A 21,953-nucleotide genomic window follows, 5' to 3' on the forward strand; every position below is an offset into this window, starting at 1 on the left:
TGTACATGAAGAAGGATTGGCTTGAGGAATTGATTGCTGCAACTAATACTGATAATCGAAATGAACGTCAAATGCGTATTTTAGAAGCAGCTGTTGATATGTTTGGAGAAAAAGGATATGCTTCAACTTCAACAAGTGAAATTGCAAAGCGTGCTGGTGTAGCGGAAGGAACGATTTTCCGCTACTATAAGACGAAAAAAGATTTATTGTTAGCGGTCGTAATGCCAACTTTAACAAAGTTTGCTGCACCATTTTTCGTACAAGCTTTTGCGAAAGAGATATTTAAAACTGATTATGAATCGTATGAAGGGCTTTTAAGGGTAGTCATTCATAATCGATTTGAATTTGCCAAAAAGCACTTTCCAATGATTAAAATATTAATTCAAGAAGTGCCGTTTCAGCCAGAGCTAAAAAGTGAAATACAACAATTAGTAGAAACAGAACTGCTTTCACATTTTAAAAAGTTAATTGTAAAGTTTCAAGAAGAAGGGGGAATTATTGAGATGCCACCACCTTCCGTGTTACGGCTTACATTATCAGCTGTTTTAGGATTTCTATTAACTCGGTTTTTATTATTACCTGAAGAGAATTGGGATGATGAATTGGAAATTGAAAATACGATTCAATTTATTTTGTACGGACTAACGCCACGGAGGTAATGAAATGCGACAATTTGCAAAACCTACAATCGTCGTAAGTAAATGTTTAGAATTTGATGCTTGTCGTTATAATGGAGAAATGATTCCGGATGTAACAATACGAAATTTGCAGCCATTTGTTACATTTATACCTGTTTGTCCAGAAGTCGAGATTGGATTGGGAATTCCTCGTGAAACGATACGAATCGTAGAAGAAAATGGTGTGAATACACTTGTGCAACCGTCGACAAGAGAAGACGTTACTGAAAAAATGGAGCAATTTTCAAATGGATTTTTACAAACGATATCCGATGTGGATGGATTTATTTTAAAGAATCGCTCGCCAAGTTGTGGTACGCGTGATGTGAAAATTTATTCTGGTTTTGAAAAAGCGCCAGCAAAAGGAAAGGGACCAGGCTTATTTGGCGGAGCAGTATTAAAAAATTTTTCGCACCTTCCAATTGAAGAAGAAGGTAGATTGTCGAATTTTATTATTAGAGAACATTTCTTTACAAGGTTATTTACAATCGCATATTACAAAATGATTAAACATAATAAAAATATGAAAGACCTTGTATCGTTTCAGTCGGACAATAAATATTTATTTATGGCATATAATCAGGTAAAACAAAAAGAATTAGGGCGTATTATTGCAAATCAAAAAAATGAAACGATTGAAATTGTATTTGATAATTATGAGAAGACTTTATATGAATTATTTTTGCGCGCGCCCCGCTATACATCGAATGTAAATGTATGTGAACATATTTTCGGATATTTTAAAACGAAATTAAAAAAACAAGAAAAAGATTATTTTTTAGAACTGATACAAAAGTATGCAGAAAAGAAAATACCACTTAGTAGTTTGCTTGCAATTTTAAAATCATGGGCCATTCGGTTTGATGAAAAGTATTTATTAGGACAAACATATTTTGAGCCATATCCTGAAGCGTTAGTAGAAATTTCTGATTCGGGAAAAGGTAGAGATTATTAAACAATAAATTACATAATTCGACATAAAACTTCCTATGTTGTTGTAGAACAATGTAGGAAGTTTTTTGTGCATTAGCACAGAATCTGTTTTAAAATTAAGTTATGACAGAATTGTAGCAATTGTCTAACTAATATTCTTGTCTTTTAAGAAGTAATGTTTGTAGTAGAAACTCGCACGCTGTCGAAACTCAATATTCGATAAGGGGTGTGTAGCGGAATGGAATTTACTCTAACTCGCGAAAAACAAATGATTAAAGAAATGGTACGTGACTTTGCTGAAAAGGAAATCGCACCGAAAGCTGTGTATTATGACAAAACTGCAGAGTTTCCATATGAAACATTTCAAAAAATGGGCGAACTAGGATTATTAGGCATCCCATTCCCAGAAGAGTATGGAGGTTCAGGTGGCGATACAGTATCGTACGCGCTAGCAGTTGAAGAAATTGGTCGTGCTTGTGGTGGTACAGGATTAAGCTACGCTGCAACAATTTCATTAGGTGCTTCTCCAATTTATTATTTCGGTACAGAAGAACAAAAACAAAAATATTTAGTTCCAATGGCATCAGGTAAAACGTTAGGCGCTTTCGGATTAACGGAGCCAAACGCTGGATCAGATGCAGGAGGCACACAAACGAAAGCGGTATTAGATGGTGATGAGTATGTAATCAGTGGTGAAAAGTGCTGGATTACAAACGCAGAGTATGCAAATACAATTATTGTAACCGCTATCAACGGTGTTGAAGAGAATGGTAGAAAACGTATTTCTGCATTTATCGTACCGACTACAAGTGAAGGATTAACGATCTCAAGTCCTTACGATAAGATGGGTGTTCGCGCTTCTAATACTTGTGAAATCGTACTTGATGGTGTGCGTGTACCGAAAGAAAATATTCTTGGTGATGTTAATAAAGGATTTAAACAATTCTTATATACACTTGATGGAGGACGTATTTCAATTGCAGCATTAGCAGTAGGTATTGCACAATCTGCATTTGAACGTGCATTGCAATATGCGAAAGAACGTCAACAATTTGGAAAAACAATTTCTAATTTCCAAGCGATTCAATTTAAATTAGCGGATATGGCGACTGAAGTAGAGTTAGCACGTAATTTAGTACATAAAGCAGCTTGGTTAAAAGATAACGATAAACCTTTCGGTAAAGAAGCGGCTATGGCAAAACTATTTGCATCTGAAGCAGCTAGTCGTATTGCGAATCATGCAGTACAAATTCATGGCGGTTATGGCTATATGCGTGAATATGAAGTTGAAAGACATATTCGTGATGCAAAACTGTTAGAAATTGGTGAAGGAACTTCTGAAATTCAACGTCTCGTAATTGCTAGACATTTAGGATGTAGATAAAAAGGAGGAATCACTATGTTTCAAAAAATATTAATTGCCAATCGCGGGGAAATCGCGGTTCGCATTATGAAAACTTGTCAAAAACTTGGAATTCGTACCGTCGCTATTTATTCTGAGGCTGATGAAAATGCCCTTCATGTAAAAATGGCAAATGAAGCTTATCTAGTAGGTGGTCCACGAGTTCAAGAAAGCTATTTAAACCTTGAAAAAATTATTGAAATAGCTAAGAAGACAAATGTTGAAGCAATCCATCCAGGGTACGGATTATTATCAGAGAATCCATCTTTTCCGATTCGCTGTAAAGAAGAAGGAATCGTATTTATTGGTCCTTCAGAAGAAATCATTACGAAGATGGGAAGTAAAATTGAGTCACGTATAGCAATGCAAGCAGCAGATGTACCAGTAGTTCCAGGTATTACTACAAATATTGAAACTGCTGAAGAGGCAATTGAAATTGCAAAACAAATTGGTTATCCATTAATGCTTAAGGCATCCGCGGGCGGCGGAGGCATTGGAATGCAGTTGATGGAAACTGAGCAAACGCTCACCAAAGCATTTGAAAGTAACAAAACAAGGGCACAAAATTTCTTCGGTAATGGAGAAATGTATTTAGAGCGTTATATTGCAGACGCGCATCATATTGAAATTCAGCTTTTAGCAGATACACATGGTAACACAGTGTACTTATGGGAACGTGAATGTTCCGTACAGCGCCGAAATCAAAAAGTAATCGAAGAAGCACCTTCACCTTTTTTAGATGAAGGTACACGAAAAGCAATGGGAGAAGTGGCTGTACAAGCTGCTAAAGCTCTTGGGTATACAAATGCAGGTACAGTTGAGTTTCTTGTAGATGATCAGAAAAATTTCTATTTCTTAGAAATGAATACGAGATTACAAGTAGAGCATCCCGTTACAGAAGAAATTACGGGGTTAGATCTTGTAGAACAACAACTTCTTATCGCAAGTGGAGAGAAACTATCATTTACTCAGGATGATGTAAAACGTAGTGGTCATGCCATTGAAGCACGTATTTATGCAGAAGACCCGAAAACATTCTTCCCGTCACCTGGGAAAATTACAGATTTAACATTACCATCAAATATACGTATGGATCACTTTTTAGAGAATCATGTAACAATTACACCGTTTTATGATCCAATGATTGCAAAAGTCATTGCTCATGGTGAAACTCGTGAAGAGGCAATTTCAAAATTAGAAAATGCTCTAGAGGAGTTGAAAATTGAAGGTATTAAAACAAATACACCGATGCTACTGCAAGTGCTCGGAGACGATGTGTTCAAAAGTGGTATTTATACAACGGGTTTCGTAACGAAACAGCTTGTTAAAAAATAAGATTTATGAATATTAAGGGGGAAAAAATGATGACGAAAGTATATGCATCGATGGCAGGAAATGTTTGGAAGATAGTTGTAGGAGTAGGAGATACAGTAGAGGAAGAGCAGGATGTCGTCATTTTGGAATCTATGAAAATGGAAATTCCAATCATTTCAGAAGAAGCTGGCACAGTTATGAAAATTAATGTGCAAGAAGGCGATTTTGTAAATGAAGGAGATGTATTACTAGAAATTGAATAGGGAGATATAGGGGGAAGCGAATTGAAACTACCTAATTTTGCTGTCATTAAAGAAGTAGGGCCACGTGATGGCTTACAGAATGAAAAAAAGATTGTTGGCACAAAAGATAAAGTAAAATGGATTCAACTACTTACAGAAGCCGGATTGTCGTACGTTGAAGTTTCCTCATTCGTTCACCCAAAATGGGTTCCTGCCTTAGCGGATGCAAATGATGTCTTTTCTGAGCTAAAAAGGGATCCCAATGTTACATATGCTGCGCTTGTTCCAAATCAAAATGGTTTGGAACGAGCTTTTTTGCAAAATGTAGATGAGGTGAATGTTTTTTTATCAGCGAGTGAATCTCATAATAAAAGTAATATTAATAAATCAATTAAAGAAGCATTAACTGTTATTGAAGATATAACAAAACAGGCAATATTCGAAGGGAAAAAGGTTAGAGGTTATGTTTCTACTGTATTTGGATGTCCGTATGAGGGAGATATAAGTGCCGCAGCAGTTGATGAAATATGTAATCAACTATTTTCATACGGCATTTATGAAGTTTCTCTCGGTGACACGATTGGTGTAGCGAATCCATTACAAGTAGAACAAGTATTAGAACATCTATTAAAGAAATATGATGCTTCGCAGTTTGCAATGCATTTTCATAATACGTATGGGATGGCACTTGCAAATGTAGTGAAGTCTTTAGAACACGGTATTACAACGTTTGATAGTTCTTGTGGTGGACTCGGGGGATGTCCATATGCACCGGGAGCATCAGGAAATGTTGCAACTGATGATTTAGTGCATATGCTCCATAAGTTAGGTGTCCAAACAAATATAGACGAAGAAAAGTTATGGAGAGCTAGTCAATTTATTCAAAGTAAGTTAAATATCCAATTACCGAGTCATGTGTATAGAGCGCTTCAACATAAAACGATAAGTAGGTGAGAAGATGCTACAATTACAAAATATTTCAGTTGACTATGTAACACCGCATGTTGTAAAGATTTCGTTATATCGTGAAAGACAAGCAAATTCTTTATCTTTAGCGTTATTAGAAGAATTGCAAACAATATTAACGGAAATAAGTGAAGAGTCAAATACACGTGTAGTTATTTTAACAGGGGCTGGTGAAAAAGCGTTTTGTGCTGGCGCAGATTTAAAAGAACGAGCTGGTATGAATGAAGAGCAAGTTCGCCATGCGGTTGGTATGATTCGTACTACTATGGAAATGGTGGAACAATTACCACAACCAGTTATTGCAGCTATTAATGGAATTGCTCTTGGTGGTGGTACGGAATTGAGTTTAGCCTGTGACTTTAGAATCGCTTCTGAAAATGCAAGCCTTGGTCTGACTGAAACTACCCTTGCAATTATACCTGGAGCAGGTGGTACGCAGCGTTTACCGAGATTAATTGGTGTTGGTAGAGCGAAAGAATTAATTTATACAGGAAGACGTATTTCGGCGCAAGAAGCGAAAGAATATGGTTTAGTAGAATTCGTCGTACCAGCTGATTTACTAGAAGAGAAAGCGATTGAAATTGCAAATCAAATTGCTAGTAATGGTCCTATTGCAGTTCGATTAGCAAAAGAAGCAATTTCTAATGGTGTTCAAGTAGATTTACATACCGGATTACAAATGGAAAAACAGGCGTACGAGGGTGTAATCCATACGGAAGATAGATTAGAAGGATTACAGGCATTTAAGGAAAAACGCAAACCGATGTATAAGGGGGAGTAAATGTGTTAGAACAAAAACAACAATCAAATAATTTTGAAGAACGAGTTGAAACGATTAAACAAGGGGGAGCACCGAAATATCATGAACAAAACAAAGCAAAAGGAAAACTCTTTGTTCGAGATCGTTTAGCTCTTCTATTTGATAATGGCGAATATGTAGAAGATGCATTATTTGCAAATTGTGAGCAAACAGGGTTACCGGCTGATGGTGTTGTAACTGCAACTGGTAAAATACATGGGCGTACTGCGTGCGTAATGGCAAATGATTCAACTGTGAAAGCCGGATCATGGGGAGCTCGTACAGTTGAAAAGATTTTACGTATTCAAGAAACGGCTGAAAAGTTACGTGTTCCATTATTTTATTTAGTTGACTCTGCTGGAGCGCGTATTACAGATCAAGTAGAAATGTTCCCAGGGCGCCGCGGTGCGGGAAGAATCTTTTATAACCAAGTGAAATTATCAGGTAAAGTTCCACAAATTTGTTTATTATTTGGTCCTTCTGCTGCTGGTGGTGCATATATTCCAGCTTTTTGTGACGTTGTTATGATGGTGGAAGGTAATGCATCTATGTATTTAGGATCTCCACGTATGGCTGAAATGGTTATCGGTGAGAAGGTAACTTTAGAAGAAATGGGCGGGGCTCGTATGCATTGCTCAGTATCAGGATGCGGAGACGTTTTATGTAAGACAGAAGAAGATGCAATTACACAGGCTAGACAATACATTTCATATTTTCCAAGCAACTACTTAGAAAAGACTCCATTGATGACACCTCAAGAACCGAAACAGTTCGATAAAACGTTAGAACAAATCATTCCAGAAAATCAAAATGCTCCTTTCAATATGAAAGATCTGATTAACAGAATTATAGATGACGGCTCATTCTTTGAAGTGAAAAAATTATTTGCTCAAGAACTCATTACAGGTTTAGCACGCATTGATGGTAAGCCAATAGGTATTATTGCAAATCAGCCGCGTATGAAAGGTGGCGTTTTATTCCACGATTCAGCTGATAAAGCAGCGAAGTTTATTAATTTATGCGATGCATACCATATTCCATTATTATTCCTTGCAGATGTACCAGGATTTATGATTGGTACAAAAGTAGAGCGCGCTGGTATTATTCGTCACGGTGCAAAAATGATTTCTGCAATGAGTGAAGCAACTGTACCGAAAATTTCTATCATTGTTCGAAAAGCATATGGAGCTGGTTTATATGCAATGGCAGGTCCGGCATTTGAACCAGATTGCTGCTTAGCATTACCGACAGCTTCTATTGCTGTAATGGGTCCAGAAGCAGCGGTCAATGCTGTATATGCAAATAAAATTGCGGCTTTACCAGAAGAAGAGCGTGCAAGCTTCATAGCTGAAAAACGTGAAGAGTATAAGAAAGATATTGATATTTATCATTTAGCATCAGAGATGGTGATTGATGGTATTGTTCATCCAAACAATTTACGTGAAGAGTTAAAAGGGCGTTTCGAAATGTATATGAGTAAATATCAAGTATTCACGGATCGTAAACATCCTGTATATCCAGTTTAAAAGCCCTATTTAGGGCTTTCTTGCTCAAAAAGTCAAGGAGGGGAAAACATTGAAACAAGCAGTTTGGTTTCCAACAGAAGAGTATAAGGAAAAAACACGTTTATATGGTTGGATGAAATCATTGGGATATGAAGACTATGAAACTTTTTATAATAAATCTATTGAGGAAACAGCTTGGTTTTGGGGAGAGGCAGAAAAAGCAGTTGGCTATCAATGGATGAAACCTTATACAGAAGTGTTAGATTTAGAAAATGGTACGCCATTTGCACAGTGGTATAATGATGGAACATGTAACGTTGTAGAATCAGCTTTATCCCGCTGGATTGCGGATGAAGTGACAAGAAAACAGCCAGCACTTCAGTACGAAGGGGAAAATGGAACTTCAAAATCATTTACATATGAAGAGCTTGACAATTGGGTAAGCCGTGTGGCCAATGGTTTGAAACAAGCGGGTATTGAGAAGGGCGATCGTGTAACAATTTATATGCCGATGATTCCGGAAACAGTTGTTGCGATGCTAGCTGTAATGAAAATCGGAGCAATTATTTCACCAATATTTTCGGGATTTGCTTCGGATGCAGTTATGACACGCGTACAAGCAGCTGGTTCAAAAATGATTATTACCGCAGATGGATTTTCACGCCGCGGGAAAATTGTTTCTTTAAAGGATGAAGTAGATAAAGCTTGTGAACATTGCCCGACTGTTGAAAAGGTGGTAATTGTTCGTCATGCAGGAAATAATTTTACACCGCATCATTATGACTTTTCATGGAGTACGCTAGAAAAAGAAAAACCATTCATACATGCCGAAGAAATGCATAGTGATGATCCTTTAATGCTCATATATACATCAGGAACGACTGGTAAGCCGAAAGGAACGGTACACACGCATGCAGGATTTCCTTTGAAAGCAGCTTTTGATGCAGGATTTGGAATGAATATTAAACAAGGTGATCGTGTATTATGGGTAACTGATATGGGCTGGATGATGGGGCCATTTTTATTATTCGGTTCACTCATAAATGGTGCAACGATGGTTATGTACGAAGGTGTTCCAGACTTTCCAGAAGCAGATCGCTTATGGGAGACGGTTGATAAATATGAAATTACTCATCTCGGTATTTCGCCAACGTTAATCCGTGCATTAATGGCAAAAGGTGATGAGTATGTGAATAAACATTCTTTAAAGAGTTTAGAAGTATTCGCATCAACAGGAGAGCCTTGGAATCCTGATCCATGGATGTGGCTGTTTGAAACAGTTGGAAAAGGAAAAGTGCCAATCTGTAACTATTCAGGCGGAACTGAAATTTCTGGTGGGATTTTCGGTAATGTTCTGATTAAGCCAATCGCACCAATTAGTTTTAACGCATCGTTACCAGGTATGGCTGCGGTTGTACTTGATGATCAAGGTAAACCAATCCGTGATGAAGTTGGAGAATTATGTTTAGAGAAACCTTGGGTTGGAATGACGAAAAGTTTCTGGGAAGACGATGAGCGTTATGTGAACACATATTGGTCACGATTTGAAAATAAATGGGTTCATGGTGACTGGGTTATTTATGATGGTGAACAATATATCATTACAGGGCGTTCAGATGATACGCTAAATATTGCTGGTAAACGTATTGGGCCTGCTGAATATGAGTCTATTCTTGTGAAACATATTAATGTAATAGAAGCAGCTTCCATTGGTGTACCTGACGATGTAAAAGGTGAGGTTTGTCATTGCTTTGTAGTATTACGAGATGGTGTAATATTTACAGCAGAATTAAAGAAAGAATTAATGAGTTTAGTAAATTCTCATATCGGAAAAGCATTATGTCCAAAGGATATCCACGTTGTAGCGGATTTGCCAAAAACACGTAATTCTAAAGTAATGCGACGCGTCATCAAAGCGGCTTACTTAGGAAAAGAATTAGGAGATTTATCATCACTTGTAAATCCAGAAGTAGTTCCACATATTCAGGGTCTACAGTCTAGTAAATTATAAATGTAGGAATGAGCTCTATGTAAATGGAGCTCATTTTTCATGTTTATAAAAAGAGAAGAAGTAAATTTGAAGTAGTAAAATTCTACTTGTATTATTACGACGTATGTTTGTTTTATAGTTTTTATCAAAATAGGATTGTGGCGTGTCTATTCATTGGAGTGATTGAATTGTGTTAAGGATGAAAATTTAGTGAAGCGAAAAGTAATGAATAAAAGGAGAAATCCCTGGGGGACAGGGATTCACTAAGGGAGATAGTATTGTCGTGCGATGTCGAAATTTGGCGTATTCGACAAATTAATATTATCACGAATTTTCAGGAGATTGTAATAGGGAATGTGTCAAAAATGTGTACGTATTTCCTATTAAAGTGTTATGTAAATAGGAAAAGGGAAAAAATTAAGTTCACTCGTTCTTAAGAATTTTTCCCCTTAAAATTTAGTATTTGTTCGTTATTCTATATACGTCTTAATTTGGTAAATCTTCAACATGTAAAGATTGAGTATTGCCCTTTTTGTTTGAATTATGTGCCTTCTGAGATGTTTCTTGCATTTGCTCTTGGGCTTTACTAGGAGTATTCAGCGCATCAGATGATACATGATCAAGTTGTTGACTTAATAAATCTTTTTTATCCATGTTATGTAGCTCCTTTTTGAACTTTGATATAAAAACGAAGTGTTTTTAAATAGTTACGTGGGTATTATGTATCTTTGAATGGAATTATATACACAAACTACATTGAGAAGTTAACTACTTATAAAAATTACCTGTGATGACAAGCTGAAGAAATATAAAGATCATTAGTGATTAATAAAAGCATTATTTTAGTAGGGTGTTACGAAATTTCATTTAAAAAGAACATCCCAATGATAAAAAAGAGCACTGTAAATCAGTGCTCATCTTATCAGAAACTGCTTAGTCCTTAAAAACAAAACCATTACGGACAATTCACAATGGTAATAGTGATGCTAGCCATTGTTCCAGGAGAATCAAGAAGTGAAGCAGTAACGGTTACTGTTCCAGGCCCATTAGCGGCTAGAAATACAGCGGTAAAGTTACCTGAAGCATTGGTAATGACAGCAAGAGGAACCATGAAAGCAAGAGAAGGGTTACTAAATGAAAAACTGACCACTACCCCTGGAGTAGGACTACCGTTTACTAATACTTGCCCCGAAAAAAATAAAGTATTATTTCCTTGAGTGGATACACATGCTGTGGTTTCGTTAGAAGTCAAGGTAATAGATGCAGGTCCAGCAGGAAGATTAAATCCAGTTGGTCCGGTTGGTCCGGTTGGTCCGGTTGGTCCGGTTGGTCCAGTTGGTCCAGTTGGTCCAGTTGGTCCGGTTGATCCGGTTGGTCCAGTTGAACCAGTAGCTCCTGTAGAACCTGTGGGACCAGTAGGGAATTGAAAGGGTTGAACAGGTGGAAGTGTAGGTCCAATAGAACCGGGATTATGTGCAACAAAAGATAAAAACTCGTCCATAATTTATCACCTCTAAAAATTGTATTACTATTAGTAAATGTACTGACAGAGCAAACTGAAATGGACAAGCGGTTGTATTTTAATAAATTAAACAAAATAGTTATTTGATAGAAAGAGAGAGTAGTATGATTCCTTTAGAAATTAAATATAAAAAGGCGATTATCTTCAAATCGCCTTTTGGGTAATGCAGTGTAATTTTATTCAGTTATTTGAAATATAGTTTCATTCGGTTTAGAAAATCCATACAATTTCCTTGCGAATTTTAAAATTTCTTCTTCACTACTTGTTAAAGCTTTAACATCATTCTTAAGGGAATGGCCATCCTTCTTTACAGAAGATAATTTTTGTTGTTCCGTATTCAGCGTGATTTGTTTTTCTTTAATCATTTCTTGTTGGTTATTCAGAGAATATTGAAGGACAAAAATTATAGGTACCATAATAGCCAAAGTAGTTATAATACGGCGTCTTGTTTTTTTTCTATTGCCTTGTTGTGTATTAGGGTTCACTTGCTGTGAGGGTATATTAGGACTTGATTGGTGTGATGATACTTTTGGGATGTTTCCCATTAAAATGCCTCCATTACTGATTGTAGAATTTAAACCGTTTAAAAGTATTATAAATGTTTAATGGGAATTTTAGAAGATATTTTAATATAGTTGCATATCGTAAAGTTTAAACAAAATCCTTATTTACATAAAAGAAACACCGATTGTCTGCGAGGCTCCTAAGGATAATCATCAAGTAATGAAGTACTCGACTAATTAACGATATCACGAATTTTTGGGTAAAAACACTGAAAAATCCGTTTAAATTAATAGGAGTATCATTTGAAATAAAAACGCTATTTTAATAGGGAAGGGAATAATGATGATTCCATGGGATAAGCGAGTATACATTGTATCAAGGTGATCATTTTATTACAGAGGGGACAATTGTAGAGGTTAGTGAAAAGGCAAATAAATCATTATATTGGCTCCAGTGCATGATAGCTCCAAGTTATGAAAAAGTGTGCGGGAATAGTATAAAGCGACTTCGGTTGATTCGGATAGATAATGACGAAGAATGAGATGATTAAGGATAGGTATTGAATATGCCATATTTGTATGAATAAAGAGCAGAATATAGCCAATATATAGGTGCTGAAATTGTTCTAAAGGTAGGGATATCTGAAATATAAATAATTGAGGGGAGTGAACTAAAAATGGAAACTAGCACTTTTTTAGGATTGTTTTGGGGATGGATCACGGTTATCGTATCGGGAATACTTTTCGTACGCCCATCGGTATTACGTGAATTGAAAAAATTAGTGGTTGAAGACAGAGGGTTTGGTATTATGTACGGTTTTTTATCGATTTTCCTAGGGCTAGGCACTGTAATCTTACATAATGTATGGGCATTCAACTGGCAGGGGTTCCTAACGGTTATTGCATGGCTTGCATTATTAAAGGGAATTTACATAATTGCATATCCTGAACCCTCCAAGAAAACTGATTTTGAATTAAGGATACTATCTACACGTATAGCGCTCGCTATCATTGGCGCCTTGGCTTTATGGATGCTTATAGTAATCTATATAAAATAATCTTTTTCTAATGAGAAATATACTAAAATATGAGAAAAGGCTATAATAATAATTATAAATTTAGTCCTACTGGAAGAATCCGTGGACATCAAACTAAAAAGGGAGTTGTTATATTACTCTGTAGTTTGGTGGCCACTTTTTTATTTTTTATTAACAAAATAGATCAGGGTTATTTTTATAAATGACGCAATTAACTTCCGAATTAAAACTGACCGGAAAGAAATGTATGTTTGTTCGGGAGGGGTGTTAAAGAAATTATTACAACTGTGTAAGGTTAATGTAATATTAATCGATAGTAAATCAAGATACTTAAGTGTATTTTTAATAGGATTTGAAAGTACTGTTTTTAACATATTGGGTTAAATAAAATTTAATTAGGAAGTGTAATACAATGATTGAGATTAAATCTATGATTTATTCGTACAAACTAAAAAGAAGAATAGCTAAAGATTTATATGGCAGCAGAGATGAGTTGACGATGTTATTAAATGAATTTAATAATATGAAAAGTAAACTGAAGTCTGACAAAAAGAAAAATAATATGTTATCCCGTTTACAATTAATGTACCAAAATATGAAATTAGACAAGCAGTATTCTCTTCCGTTTGCTCTTAATAGTAGGTTATTGGAGCGATTAGAAGATGAATCTATTCAAACAACTGAAGAATGTGTATCATGTCTACACGTAATGTTAGAAATAAATTATGAGAAAATAAAACATTATGGATCTAATACAAGTAGGTCATTTGTTCCTTTATCACAGTCTTCCATTTGTCTTGCTGATTTTGTTTGACAGGATTTGTTTTATTAGGCTTACTAGGAACAATTACATTTGGAGGGATAATGTAATCTTTTTATTCACTTACATAAAAGACCACCCATTTAAGGTGTATTTTTTAGTTACATAGAAGAGCTCATGCGATAGACAGGGAAGAATGACACGGATGCTAATTTCTAGTTGCTCATTGTTAATGCATTGTGTAACTAGAAAGATAAAATGTTATGATGCTATGAATAACAAGGAATTTAGCGTTTGGGCTAGTTACACAAAATATAAGATATGGGTAACTCATAGTAAACGTGAAATGATAAACCCTATGTTGTCGCAGCGATTAAGTGAGTATGCTGAGGGTTTGTTATTGATGCAAAATTAAGTGTTACAGGACTTAATTTTGCATCAATAACAAAAGGAAAACTTACTACTGTAAATAAAGTGTATGTGAAATAATTACAAAGTCGATTTATAAGAGTCAGCTTATATTTCGACACTCCACTCAACTTGTAACTATAGATGGCAGTCTAAATCTTTATGTGTTAATATACAAAAAGCTGACTATACTCAGTCAGCTTTTTGTATATTATATTCTAGTATTTATCGATCCCAAAAGACATATTCTTTCCGTTAAGTTGACATTAAAATCTTACCAATGTTTTCTTTTACAATGACAACAAATAAAGAAACATTTACAACGACACTTATTTCGTTTAGAACTCCAATCATCATCACAATGATGCTTTTCTTTAGATTTCCACCAATCATCATTACAATGCTTTTCCTTAGAACTCCAATCATCATCACAATGATGCTTTTCTTTAGATTTCCACCAATCATCATTACAATGCTTTTCCTTAGAACTCCAATCATCATCACAATGATGCTTTTCTTTAGACTTCCACCAGTCATCACAACAATGCTGTTTCTTAGAACTCCAGCAATCATTATTCCAGGACATTTTTTTATACCTCCCTTCAATAGGATTACTATCATTCTATGTTTTAGTGAAGAAATGGCTTGTTTATAAACCTATTATTTTACCTTTATATGATAGAGTGCTTTCTACTACATATAGAATTCATAAAAACTATGCTAATTTCCAAGAGATAGTGAAGAGAATTACTGGTTATGACATTTATCAATAAACACATGTTGAAGAAAACATTCTGATTATAAATAATATCTTATTTTGGAGTACGTTTTTCTGAATGTATATTTCAAAACAGCGGAGAAAAAATATACTATATTGCTACAAACAAAGCCTATGTATATGTAAAGTAATAGGAAAAACAGCTAACTCTTAAAGGAGCTGGCTTATTAAAAGAAAAAAAGATTCTTTTGATAAAGAGGTTATCTAAACTTTAAATTCAGCAGAATTAAATCCAAGTCCCCTCACTAAACAAGCCGCTAACTGTTAAAGAATTGTTTTTATAATTAATAAAGAAAAAAATGTTTAGTACAATTGTTTGTTTTTTTCTTTCTATGTGTTTGCCTCGTACACTTTTAAGCTAGTGGACATACTTTACTAATAGAAAGGATTAGGGGGTGAGGTTTTGGGTTCTCGATTTAATAATTGTAAAAAGAAATGTACATGTAAACAGGATGATTGTTGGGAGATATTCGAAGAGTGTAAAAAGGAAAAGCATGAGAAATGTGATAATTCTTGTGTACAAGGAATTAGAGATGAGCTTAAGAAATTAATTAATCGAACAGTTCAAATTAATACAGAGGGACGTACTTATGTAGGTACTGTTGCGTCTGTAAGTTGCGATGTAGTTAAGCTTGCAGCTATTCCTGGATCTGTTGCAGTAATTATCTCCATTTGCAAAATTGAAGCAATTTTCCCTCCTGTTACAACGATTACTGCAGAGTTTGATTTTAATGGTGTTGACGTAGCAAATAAAGCATAATTATGCTTTGTTTGTAAAGCCATTCTGATGAATGGCTTTATTTTAATTTCGTATAAAAGGAGAATATATTCTTTATATAGAAATAAGTTTGAGGCTATAAAGAGTGATGTACGAAAGGAGAATGAGAGTGATTAAATTGGTGCCCTTTAAAAGATCTGATTTCAAACAATTAATAAATTGGATTCATTCCGAACAATTTTTAATACAGTGGTCAGGAAATGCATTTACATATCCTTTAAACGAACAGCAATTAGAGAAATATATAGAAAGTGCAAATACACTCGCTTTCAAAGTAATAGATGAAAAGACTGAAGAAGTACTTGGTCATATTTCACTTGGTCAAATAGACGATATAAATAAGTCTGCGAGAATTGGAAAAGTGTTAGTTGGTAATACGAAAATGAGAGGGCGTTCAATAGGAAAACATATGATGAAAGCAGTACTTCATATTGCGTTTGAAGAATTAAAACTACATAGAGTAACTCTTGGCGTGTATGATTTTAATACGTCGGCCATTTCTTGTTATGAAAAAATAGGATTTGTAAAAGAAGGTTTATTAAGAGATTCAAAAAAAGTAGGAGAAACGTATTGGAATTTATGGGAAATGAGTATGCTAGAATATGAATGGAATAATAAAAAATAATAGTTTCTTATAATTTTATTATGTTAATTAAAAGGGATTGGTGGGAAATTATGAATAGAAAGACTATAGTAATCACAATTGCAGCTGTTTCAGGGGGAGGTAAAACTACTATTACAGAAAGTTTAACTCATGAGTTAACAAATTCAAAAGCGCTATTTTTTGATAGTTATAACTTTGATAACTGTCCTGCTGATATTTGTAAATGGATTGATGATGGAGCGAATTATGACGAGTGGGTACTTACACCATTAATTCATGATATTCAGCATCTTATACGAGATAGTAAATTAGACTATATTATTGTAGATTATCCTTTTGCATACTTAAATAGAGAAATGGGGCAGTTCATTGATGTAACTATATTTATTGACACACCTTTAGATATTGCAATGGCTAGAAGAATTTTACGAGATTTTAAAGAAGATACTATGAGTGAAATACATAATGATTTAAAACATTACATGGCACATGCGAGAAAAGCTTATTTAGAGGCAATTCATACTGTTAAACCGAATTCAGATATCGTATTGGATGGATCTTTTTCTGTAAGTGAAATAATTGATCATGTTGTTGAGGAACTTGACCGAAGAGAAGTGATTGTCAATGGTTAAATGTATAGAGGAATATGTACAAGTTGATGATTTTAAAATGTATACGAAAGTATTTCAAGGAAAAAAGCGGCAGCCTGTTATTATAATGGAATCAGGCTACGGGGATTATTCAAAGGCATGGGATTATATTGCTGAAAGACTGACGGAATTTGGGACGATACTTACATATGATCGAGCTGGATTAGGGAAAAGTGGGAAGAGTTTCAAGCAACGTATTAGTTCTGAAATGGTCAAAGATTTAAGAACATGTTTAAATCTTTTACAACTGAAGCCACCTTATATTTTTGTAGGGCATTCTTTTGGTGGTATAAATGCACGGTTATTTACGGTTTTTTATCCCGAGGATATGTTGGGAACAGTTTTGGTTGATTCGACACCAGAAAATTATAAAGAAGTATTTTTGCCAATCATGTCTCCAGAATTTCAAGAAGCTTACTATAAACAATTTGCATATGAAAGTTCATATGAAGAGTTTATGTTTAGTCTAGGTGAAGCAGATAGACATTGTAAATCAATGAACGATATTCCCCTTGTCGTGCTAGCTGCTGGTAAAAAAGCTTTTTATTCGCAAGCTGCACAACTGAAATGGTTACAATTACAAAGAGAATTATTACAATTATCCAGTAAAAGTAAATTTATAATTGCAGAACATAGCGGTCACTATATTCAAAAGGATGAGCCACATTATATTATAGGTGCTGTTAAGTGGATACTTGGGGTAGGGGAGAGATAAATGTGTACACTGTATTTCAATATAACTGGCAAGTAAGAGAAGATTGGTTTAAGTGGTGTGAACAACTTACAGTGGAAGAATTACTTCGCAAACGTGTTGGTGGTGTTGGAAGTATATTAGAAACATTATTTCATATTGTAGATGTTGAGTATAGCTGGATTTGTGATTTGAAAGGAAAAGAAGTAGATGAGCCGCAATTTAAGGATTATCAATCTATTCAAAAAGTGAAAGCATTATCTCATTTGTATAATAAGGATTTAGAGGGATTTTTACAATCGTGGACAGAAGACTTAGAGAATAAAATATTAAAAGTTTCATGGACGGATAAAGAGTACAAGTATGGTGAAGTGTTACGACATGTTGTCGTACATGAAATTCATCATATAGGTCAGCTATCAATATGGGCAAGAGAGTTAAATCTTCAGCCCGTTTCAGCGAATTTAATTGGAAGAGGATTATAGACGTAAAAACCGACTTGTACTGTAAACGCAAGTCGGTTTTTATATGTAAGAAGATTTCTTAGTTGAAATCCTCGGATTTTCTTTGACGTAAATGTAAAAACATTAAAATTGTAATAATGAAAAAGATCATCATCGTTTGTATGATTAAATTTTTAAACTGTAGCAATATTGCCCAAGATGTAAGAGTATCTTTAAAAGCTTGGAGTGCAGAGTACGAGGAAGGTTCAAAACCGTACTGAAGTAATTTTTTTGTTTCAATAAAAGTAGTGTTTTCTTCATCGGATTCTAATATTACTGAAATAAGCCTAGTATCTCCTAGTTTTGCAGTACCGACAAAACTATTATTACCGTTAGTTGAAAAACTAGTTTGCAAGCCATCAACACCTTGGAATTTAATGTTTTCATTGAGGGAATAAATCATTTTATTTGTGTTGAAAACTTGAAAATTTTTGAAGGTAAATTGGTAAGAGGTTAGTTTCGTCATATTCAGTACATTAGGGAAATCTTTTACTAAATGCGTTGCTAGTTTAGCTGCATCTTTCGCTGTTGTATTCGATTGTTTATTTGTATCTTGATTAGCTCCAGTAGAGTTTAGAAAAGGAGATGGCTGTGATAACTGTAGCTGTTTTGCTTTTTCATTCATTAACGTTGTAAAGTTATCTTCATTGCCACCAATGTGTTCTGCCAGTGCGAGTGCAGAACGATTATTTCCTGTTAAAAGCAATGCATGAAGTAAATCACGAACCGTCGTTTTATCCTTTGCTGTTACTTGCATAGGAGTCGTTTCCGCTTGGAATAATTCGTTACTTATTTTTACGGATTCATCTAACTGTATTTTGCCGTCATTTAGTTGTTCCAATACGATATACTCTGTCATTAATTTAGACAAAGTAGCTGATTGTATAGGGGTTTCTTCATTTTTTTTATAAATAACTTCACCTGAATTAGCATCTATTAAAATAGCTGATTTAGCTTGAATAATTGGACCATTTACATAAAGATAAAAATATAAAACGATAAGTGCAGTAATAATAAAAGATAATAATAAAATTGTGAATTTTTTCAAGAATTGCATAAGCGATCCTCCTACTATGACATCAATAATAATATTGTAAAAAGGAATGCTTAATTAGGAAGAAAGAAAAGGTAAAGAATTTCTAAAGAATTATAAAAGATTATTAAACTTTGGATATTGATGGAAAATAAAAGGTTCAATTTCTTATCATATTAGAAATTGAACCTAAAATTATGGTGTATTAATTTTTATATGGTAGTAGTTTTACAGTGAAAGTTGTTTTCTTGTCATCACTATATACTTCAATCGTTCCTTTATGCAGTTCGACAATACTTTTTGCAATTGCTAATCCGAGTCCTGATCCACCAGTGTTTGTTGAACGTGATTTTTCAACACGATAAAAACGTTCAAAAATATGAGGTAAATCTGTACTAGGAATAGGTTGTCCGTAATTTGTTATATCAATTGTAATCATATTATTGCTTTCATAAGCGGTAAGGTCAATATAACCACCTTCGTTTCCATAAGCGATAGCGTTTATAATAAGATTTTCAAATACACGCACTAATTTGTCTCCATCAGCTAATACCATGAGTTTTTGAGAGGGGAAAGAAGGACGGCATTGAATATTTGCTTCTTGCACTTGTATTCGGAATTGAACAGTTAATTGTCCAAGTAGCTCTACAATATCAATGGGAGCAGAATATAAACTTAACTCTTTATTTTGAACACGGGTGTATTCAAACAAGTCATTCATTAATGCATTTAGACGTGTTACTTTACCATAAATGACTTGTATGTAATGACGTAATTCCACTTCATCTCTATAATTATCATGATGGATTAAATTCACGTATCCAACTATTGATGTAAGGGGAGTACGTAAATCATGTGATACATTTGTAATTAGTTCGCTTTTTGCTTGTTCTGCCTGTCTTTCTTCGTCAATTGACTCTTTTAATTGTTCAACAATTTGATTGACCCCAGTCGCTAACTCTTCTAAATAATTATGATTTACGATGGAAACTTTATGATTGAAATTTCCATTTGCAATATAACGAATCTCTTCTATCATTTTTTTTATACAAGTTTCATAGTAAAGCTTTCTCTCGTGACGATAAAAAATATATAGATAGGATGAAAAAATAGAAAATAAAAATAAATAAGAAACAATCATCATCCATAAAGATTCTTTAATCCCTTTATACTTTTCATAACCAAAAATCCGAATGAATTCTTTACCGAGTTCGGTTAGAGTAAGTGAACTCTCGATTACACTCGTAATGAGGCGATATATAATTAATTCAGTAATAGGTGTAAGAGTGATAGCTAATAAAAACCAAAAAATTATCTTCCATTTTGGGATATCTTTTAAAATATCAAATGCTTCATTTCTCAATTTTATAGCCTACTCCCCATACAGTATGAATAAATTTTTCTCCATTCATTACTGTTTCAAGTTTATCCCGTAAATTACTAATATGAACCATTACAGTTTTATTTGAACCATAACCATCTTCATTCCAAACACGTTCGAATATTTCTTCGGAACTAAATACTCTTCCTGTATTGCTCGCTAGTAAATATAAAATATCAAATTCAATAGATGTAAGTTTAATATATTCATTATTTACTTTAACAGTATGATTATGCTTATGGATTTCAGCTGTTCGAATACGAATGATACCATCGTCTTTCTTTTGAGTAGCAGCGTTTTGGAAAGTGGATCTTCTCAGCAAAGCTTTCACTCTAGCGACTAATTCTAGTGGATTAAACGGTTTAATCATATAATCATCTGCACCTGTCATAAGCCCTAATATTTTGTCCATGTCTTCAGCCTTTGCACTCAGCATAAGGATAGGTACAGTATTATTTTCACGCACTTCCTGACAAACTTCTAATCCATTTCGCTTTGGCATCATAATGTCCAAAATCATGAGGTCAACTTCATATGCAGATATCATTTGTATTGCTTCATCACCGTCATAAGCTTTAAAAATGTTATATCCTTCATTTCGTAAATAAACAGCGAGTAACTCTACAATATCTTTATCATCATCAATAATTAATATGCTTTTATTCATTATATAGTTAGTTCCTTTCCTTACAAATCATCAACACTACTATAATAACAAACATTTATGTACTTTGTAGCAATGATTTTATATAAAATTTCATGTAACGTATTAAAAAGGAATTAAAGCATTCATAACGAATTAAAAATAGAAGAATTATTTGAATTTCCTATTATATTGAAGGGACGTAATAAGGAGGAGATTAACGTGTTATATAATGAAATATGTTCATTTACTCCAACTGGGAAAATAGAACATGATATAAAAGAGTTTCTATTAAAATACAATAAAGAATTTACATATAAACATTCAATTCGTGTGGCAAATGAAGCGCGAAAAATAGCGATAATGTTTCATGAAAATGAAGAAAAAGCAGAAATTGCAGGGTATTTACATGATATAAGTGCAATCTTTCCGAATGAGGAACGGATTAAAGTTGCTGAAGCAGTTGGAATCGAAATATTACAAGAAGAACGGAAATTTCCAATGATTATTCATCAAAAACTATCGAGAGTAATCGTAAAAGAGATATTTAAAGTGGAAGATGAAGAGATTTTAGATGCAATTTGTTGCCATACTACATTGCGTAAACATGCAACGAAGATGGATTTAGTGTTATTTGTTGCAGATAAAATAGAATGGGATCAAAATGGGACACCATCATACTTAGTAGGTATAAAAAATGGATTAGAAAAATCTTTAGAACATGCTGCTTTTGTATATATTTCATATTTGTGGGAAAGAAAAGATACATTGAAAGTTATACATCCGTGGCTAGAAGAAGCTTATTGGTATTTAAAAGAACTTGTAGAGTAGAAA

At 34.2% G+C, this 21,953-nt stretch carries 24 protein-coding genes and 2 pseudogenes; 19 read left to right on the forward strand and 7 right to left on the reverse strand.

From position 1 onward, the window contains the following. The first annotated feature begins 5 nt into the window (after positions 1 to 5). The 9 genes from F0362_RS12365 to F0362_RS12405 all read left to right on the forward strand — a co-directional run bounded on the left by F0362_RS12365 (position 6) and on the right by F0362_RS12405 (position 9,849). Positions 6 to 659 carry a TetR/AcrR family transcriptional regulator gene (locus tag F0362_RS12365; protein WP_000711180.1) on the forward strand — a complete coding sequence of 218 codons (654 nt, stop codon included), beginning with the start codon at positions 6 to 8 and terminating at the stop codon, positions 657 to 659. Positions 660 to 663: 4 nt separating this feature from the next. Next, positions 664 to 1,632: a YbgA family protein gene (locus tag F0362_RS12370; protein WP_001248628.1), complete on the forward strand. Its 969-nt coding sequence runs from the start codon at positions 664 to 666 to the stop codon at positions 1,630 to 1,632. A gap of 216 nt (positions 1,633 to 1,848) precedes the next feature. Continuing rightward, entirely contained in the window at positions 1,849 to 2,994 is a 1,146-nt protein-coding gene (locus tag F0362_RS12375) for an acyl-CoA dehydrogenase (protein ID WP_000397277.1), read from the forward strand. A gap of 15 nt (positions 2,995 to 3,009) precedes the next feature. Beyond that, positions 3,010 to 4,347: an acetyl-CoA carboxylase biotin carboxylase subunit gene (locus F0362_RS12380; RefSeq protein ID WP_000486760.1), complete on the forward strand. Its 1,338-nt coding sequence runs from the start codon at positions 3,010 to 3,012 to the stop codon at positions 4,345 to 4,347. Positions 4,348 to 4,373: 26 nt separating this feature from the next. Next, positions 4,374 to 4,589, forward strand: coding sequence for an acetyl-CoA carboxylase biotin carboxyl carrier protein subunit (locus tag F0362_RS12385; protein ID WP_001987345.1), 216 nt, complete (start codon positions 4,374 to 4,376; stop codon positions 4,587 to 4,589). Between the two features lie 21 nt (positions 4,590 to 4,610). After that, complete coding sequence (gene mvaB, locus F0362_RS12390; protein WP_000775419.1) at positions 4,611 to 5,522, forward strand: hydroxymethylglutaryl-CoA lyase; 912 nt, start codon at positions 4,611 to 4,613, stop codon at positions 5,520 to 5,522. Positions 5,523 to 5,526: 4 nt separating this feature from the next. Then, entirely contained in the window at positions 5,527 to 6,315 is a 789-nt protein-coding gene (locus F0362_RS12395; protein ID WP_000939822.1) for an enoyl-CoA hydratase, read from the forward strand. Positions 6,316 to 6,317: 2 nt separating this feature from the next. Beyond that, positions 6,318 to 7,859, forward strand: a complete 1,542-nt coding sequence (locus F0362_RS12400; protein ID WP_000893092.1) for an acyl-CoA carboxylase subunit beta — start codon at positions 6,318 to 6,320, stop codon at positions 7,857 to 7,859. Between the two features lie 49 nt (positions 7,860 to 7,908). Continuing rightward, complete coding sequence (locus tag F0362_RS12405; protein ID WP_000806475.1) at positions 7,909 to 9,849, forward strand: AMP-binding protein; 1,941 nt, start codon at positions 7,909 to 7,911, stop codon at positions 9,847 to 9,849. Between the two features lie 465 nt (positions 9,850 to 10,314). On the opposite strand, the gene F0362_RS30535 is transcribed toward F0362_RS12405, so the two are convergent. Next, positions 10,315 to 10,482, reverse strand: coding sequence for a hypothetical protein (locus F0362_RS30535; protein ID WP_000358199.1), 168 nt, complete (start codon positions 10,480 to 10,482; stop codon positions 10,315 to 10,317). A 317-nt stretch (positions 10,483 to 10,799) separates the two neighbouring features. Here F0362_RS30535 and F0362_RS30920 point away from each other — a divergent pair, with 317 nt between their 5' ends. Next, positions 10,800 to 11,045, forward strand: coding sequence for a hypothetical protein (locus F0362_RS30920; protein ID WP_000237355.1), 246 nt, complete (start codon positions 10,800 to 10,802; stop codon positions 11,043 to 11,045). A gap of 15 nt (positions 11,046 to 11,060) precedes the next feature. Further along, positions 11,061 to 11,255, forward strand: a complete 195-nt coding sequence (locus tag F0362_RS31405; protein ID WP_000254007.1) for a hypothetical protein — start codon at positions 11,061 to 11,063, stop codon at positions 11,253 to 11,255. Positions 11,256 to 11,272: 17 nt separating this feature from the next. Here the strand turns inward: F0362_RS31405 and F0362_RS31240 are convergent. Next, positions 11,273 to 11,329 (reverse strand): annotated as a pseudogene (locus F0362_RS31240) (exosporium leader peptide); the annotation flags it as partial. Between the two features lie 197 nt (positions 11,330 to 11,526). Beyond that, entirely contained in the window at positions 11,527 to 11,895 is a 369-nt protein-coding gene (locus tag F0362_RS12420; protein ID WP_000526889.1) for an FtsB family cell division protein, read from the reverse strand. A gap of 635 nt (positions 11,896 to 12,530) precedes the next feature. Between F0362_RS12420 and F0362_RS12425 the strand changes: the two genes are divergently transcribed. Together F0362_RS12425 and F0362_RS12430 are read left to right on the forward strand one after the other, a co-directional pair. After that, positions 12,531 to 12,911 (forward strand): hypothetical protein, encoded by a 381-nt coding sequence (locus F0362_RS12425; protein ID WP_000450239.1) that lies wholly within the window; start codon positions 12,531 to 12,533, stop codon positions 12,909 to 12,911. 391 nt (positions 12,912 to 13,302) lie between these two features. Further along, positions 13,303 to 13,760 (forward strand): annotated as a pseudogene (locus F0362_RS12430) (homoserine dehydrogenase). A gap of 553 nt (positions 13,761 to 14,313) precedes the next feature. Here F0362_RS12430 and F0362_RS12435 read toward each other — a convergent pair. Next, entirely contained in the window at positions 14,314 to 14,598 is a 285-nt protein-coding gene (locus F0362_RS12435; RefSeq protein ID WP_172624224.1) for a hypothetical protein, read from the reverse strand. Between the two features lie 641 nt (positions 14,599 to 15,239). On the opposite strand from F0362_RS12435, the gene F0362_RS12445 reads away from it, so the two are divergent. From F0362_RS12445 to F0362_RS12465, 5 genes are all read left to right on the forward strand, one after another. Beyond that, the gene (locus tag F0362_RS12445; RefSeq protein WP_000535569.1) at positions 15,240 to 15,596 is read left to right on the forward strand and encodes a hypothetical protein; all 357 of its coding nucleotides are present in this window, start codon (positions 15,240 to 15,242) and stop codon (positions 15,594 to 15,596) included. Positions 15,597 to 15,699: 103 nt separating this feature from the next. After that, on the forward strand, positions 15,700 to 16,239 hold the full coding sequence (locus F0362_RS12450; protein WP_073990635.1) for a GNAT family N-acetyltransferase: 540 nt from the start codon (positions 15,700 to 15,702) through the stop codon (positions 16,237 to 16,239). A gap of 50 nt (positions 16,240 to 16,289) precedes the next feature. Next, positions 16,290 to 16,850, forward strand: a complete 561-nt coding sequence (locus F0362_RS12455) for a nucleoside/nucleotide kinase family protein (RefSeq protein WP_001080627.1) — start codon at positions 16,290 to 16,292, stop codon at positions 16,848 to 16,850. Then, positions 16,843 to 17,583: an alpha/beta fold hydrolase gene (locus F0362_RS12460; protein ID WP_000237661.1), complete on the forward strand. Its 741-nt coding sequence runs from the start codon at positions 16,843 to 16,845 to the stop codon at positions 17,581 to 17,583. The genes F0362_RS12455 and F0362_RS12460 overlap by 8 nt, the downstream gene beginning before the upstream one ends. Before the next feature lie 2 nt (positions 17,584 to 17,585). Continuing rightward, a complete protein-coding gene (locus F0362_RS12465) occupies positions 17,586 to 18,044 on the forward strand; it encodes a DinB family protein (protein WP_000288861.1) in 459 nt (152 codons plus the stop codon). A gap of 58 nt (positions 18,045 to 18,102) precedes the next feature. Here the strand turns inward: F0362_RS12465 and F0362_RS12470 are convergent, their stop codons facing one another. The 3 genes from F0362_RS12470 to F0362_RS12480 all read right to left on the reverse strand — a co-directional run bounded on the left by F0362_RS12470 (position 18,103) and on the right by F0362_RS12480 (position 21,143). Then, positions 18,103 to 19,119, reverse strand: coding sequence for a D-alanyl-D-alanine carboxypeptidase family protein (locus tag F0362_RS12470; protein ID WP_001160069.1), 1,017 nt, complete (start codon positions 19,117 to 19,119; stop codon positions 18,103 to 18,105). 181 nt (positions 19,120 to 19,300) lie between these two features. Next, positions 19,301 to 20,458 carry a sensor histidine kinase gene (locus tag F0362_RS12475; protein WP_001243280.1) on the reverse strand — a complete coding sequence of 386 codons (1,158 nt, stop codon included), beginning with the start codon at positions 20,456 to 20,458 and terminating at the stop codon, positions 19,301 to 19,303. Then, a complete protein-coding gene (locus tag F0362_RS12480) occupies positions 20,448 to 21,143 on the reverse strand; it encodes a response regulator transcription factor (RefSeq protein ID WP_001043192.1) in 696 nt (231 codons plus the stop codon). The genes F0362_RS12475 and F0362_RS12480 overlap by 11 nt, the downstream gene beginning before the upstream one ends. 198 nt (positions 21,144 to 21,341) lie before the next feature. Here F0362_RS12480 and yqeK point away from each other — a divergent pair, with 198 nt between their 5' ends. Further along, on the forward strand, positions 21,342 to 21,950 hold the full coding sequence (gene yqeK / locus F0362_RS12485; protein WP_000966606.1) for a bis(5'-nucleosyl)-tetraphosphatase (symmetrical) YqeK: 609 nt from the start codon (positions 21,342 to 21,344) through the stop codon (positions 21,948 to 21,950). Positions 21,951 to 21,953: the final 3 nt, after the last annotated feature.

The sequence above is a fragment of the Bacillus sp. BS98 genome (genome assembly GCF_008432245.1).
Taxonomy (GTDB): Bacteria; Bacillota; Bacilli; order Bacillales; family Bacillaceae_G; genus Bacillus_A; species Bacillus_A toyonensis.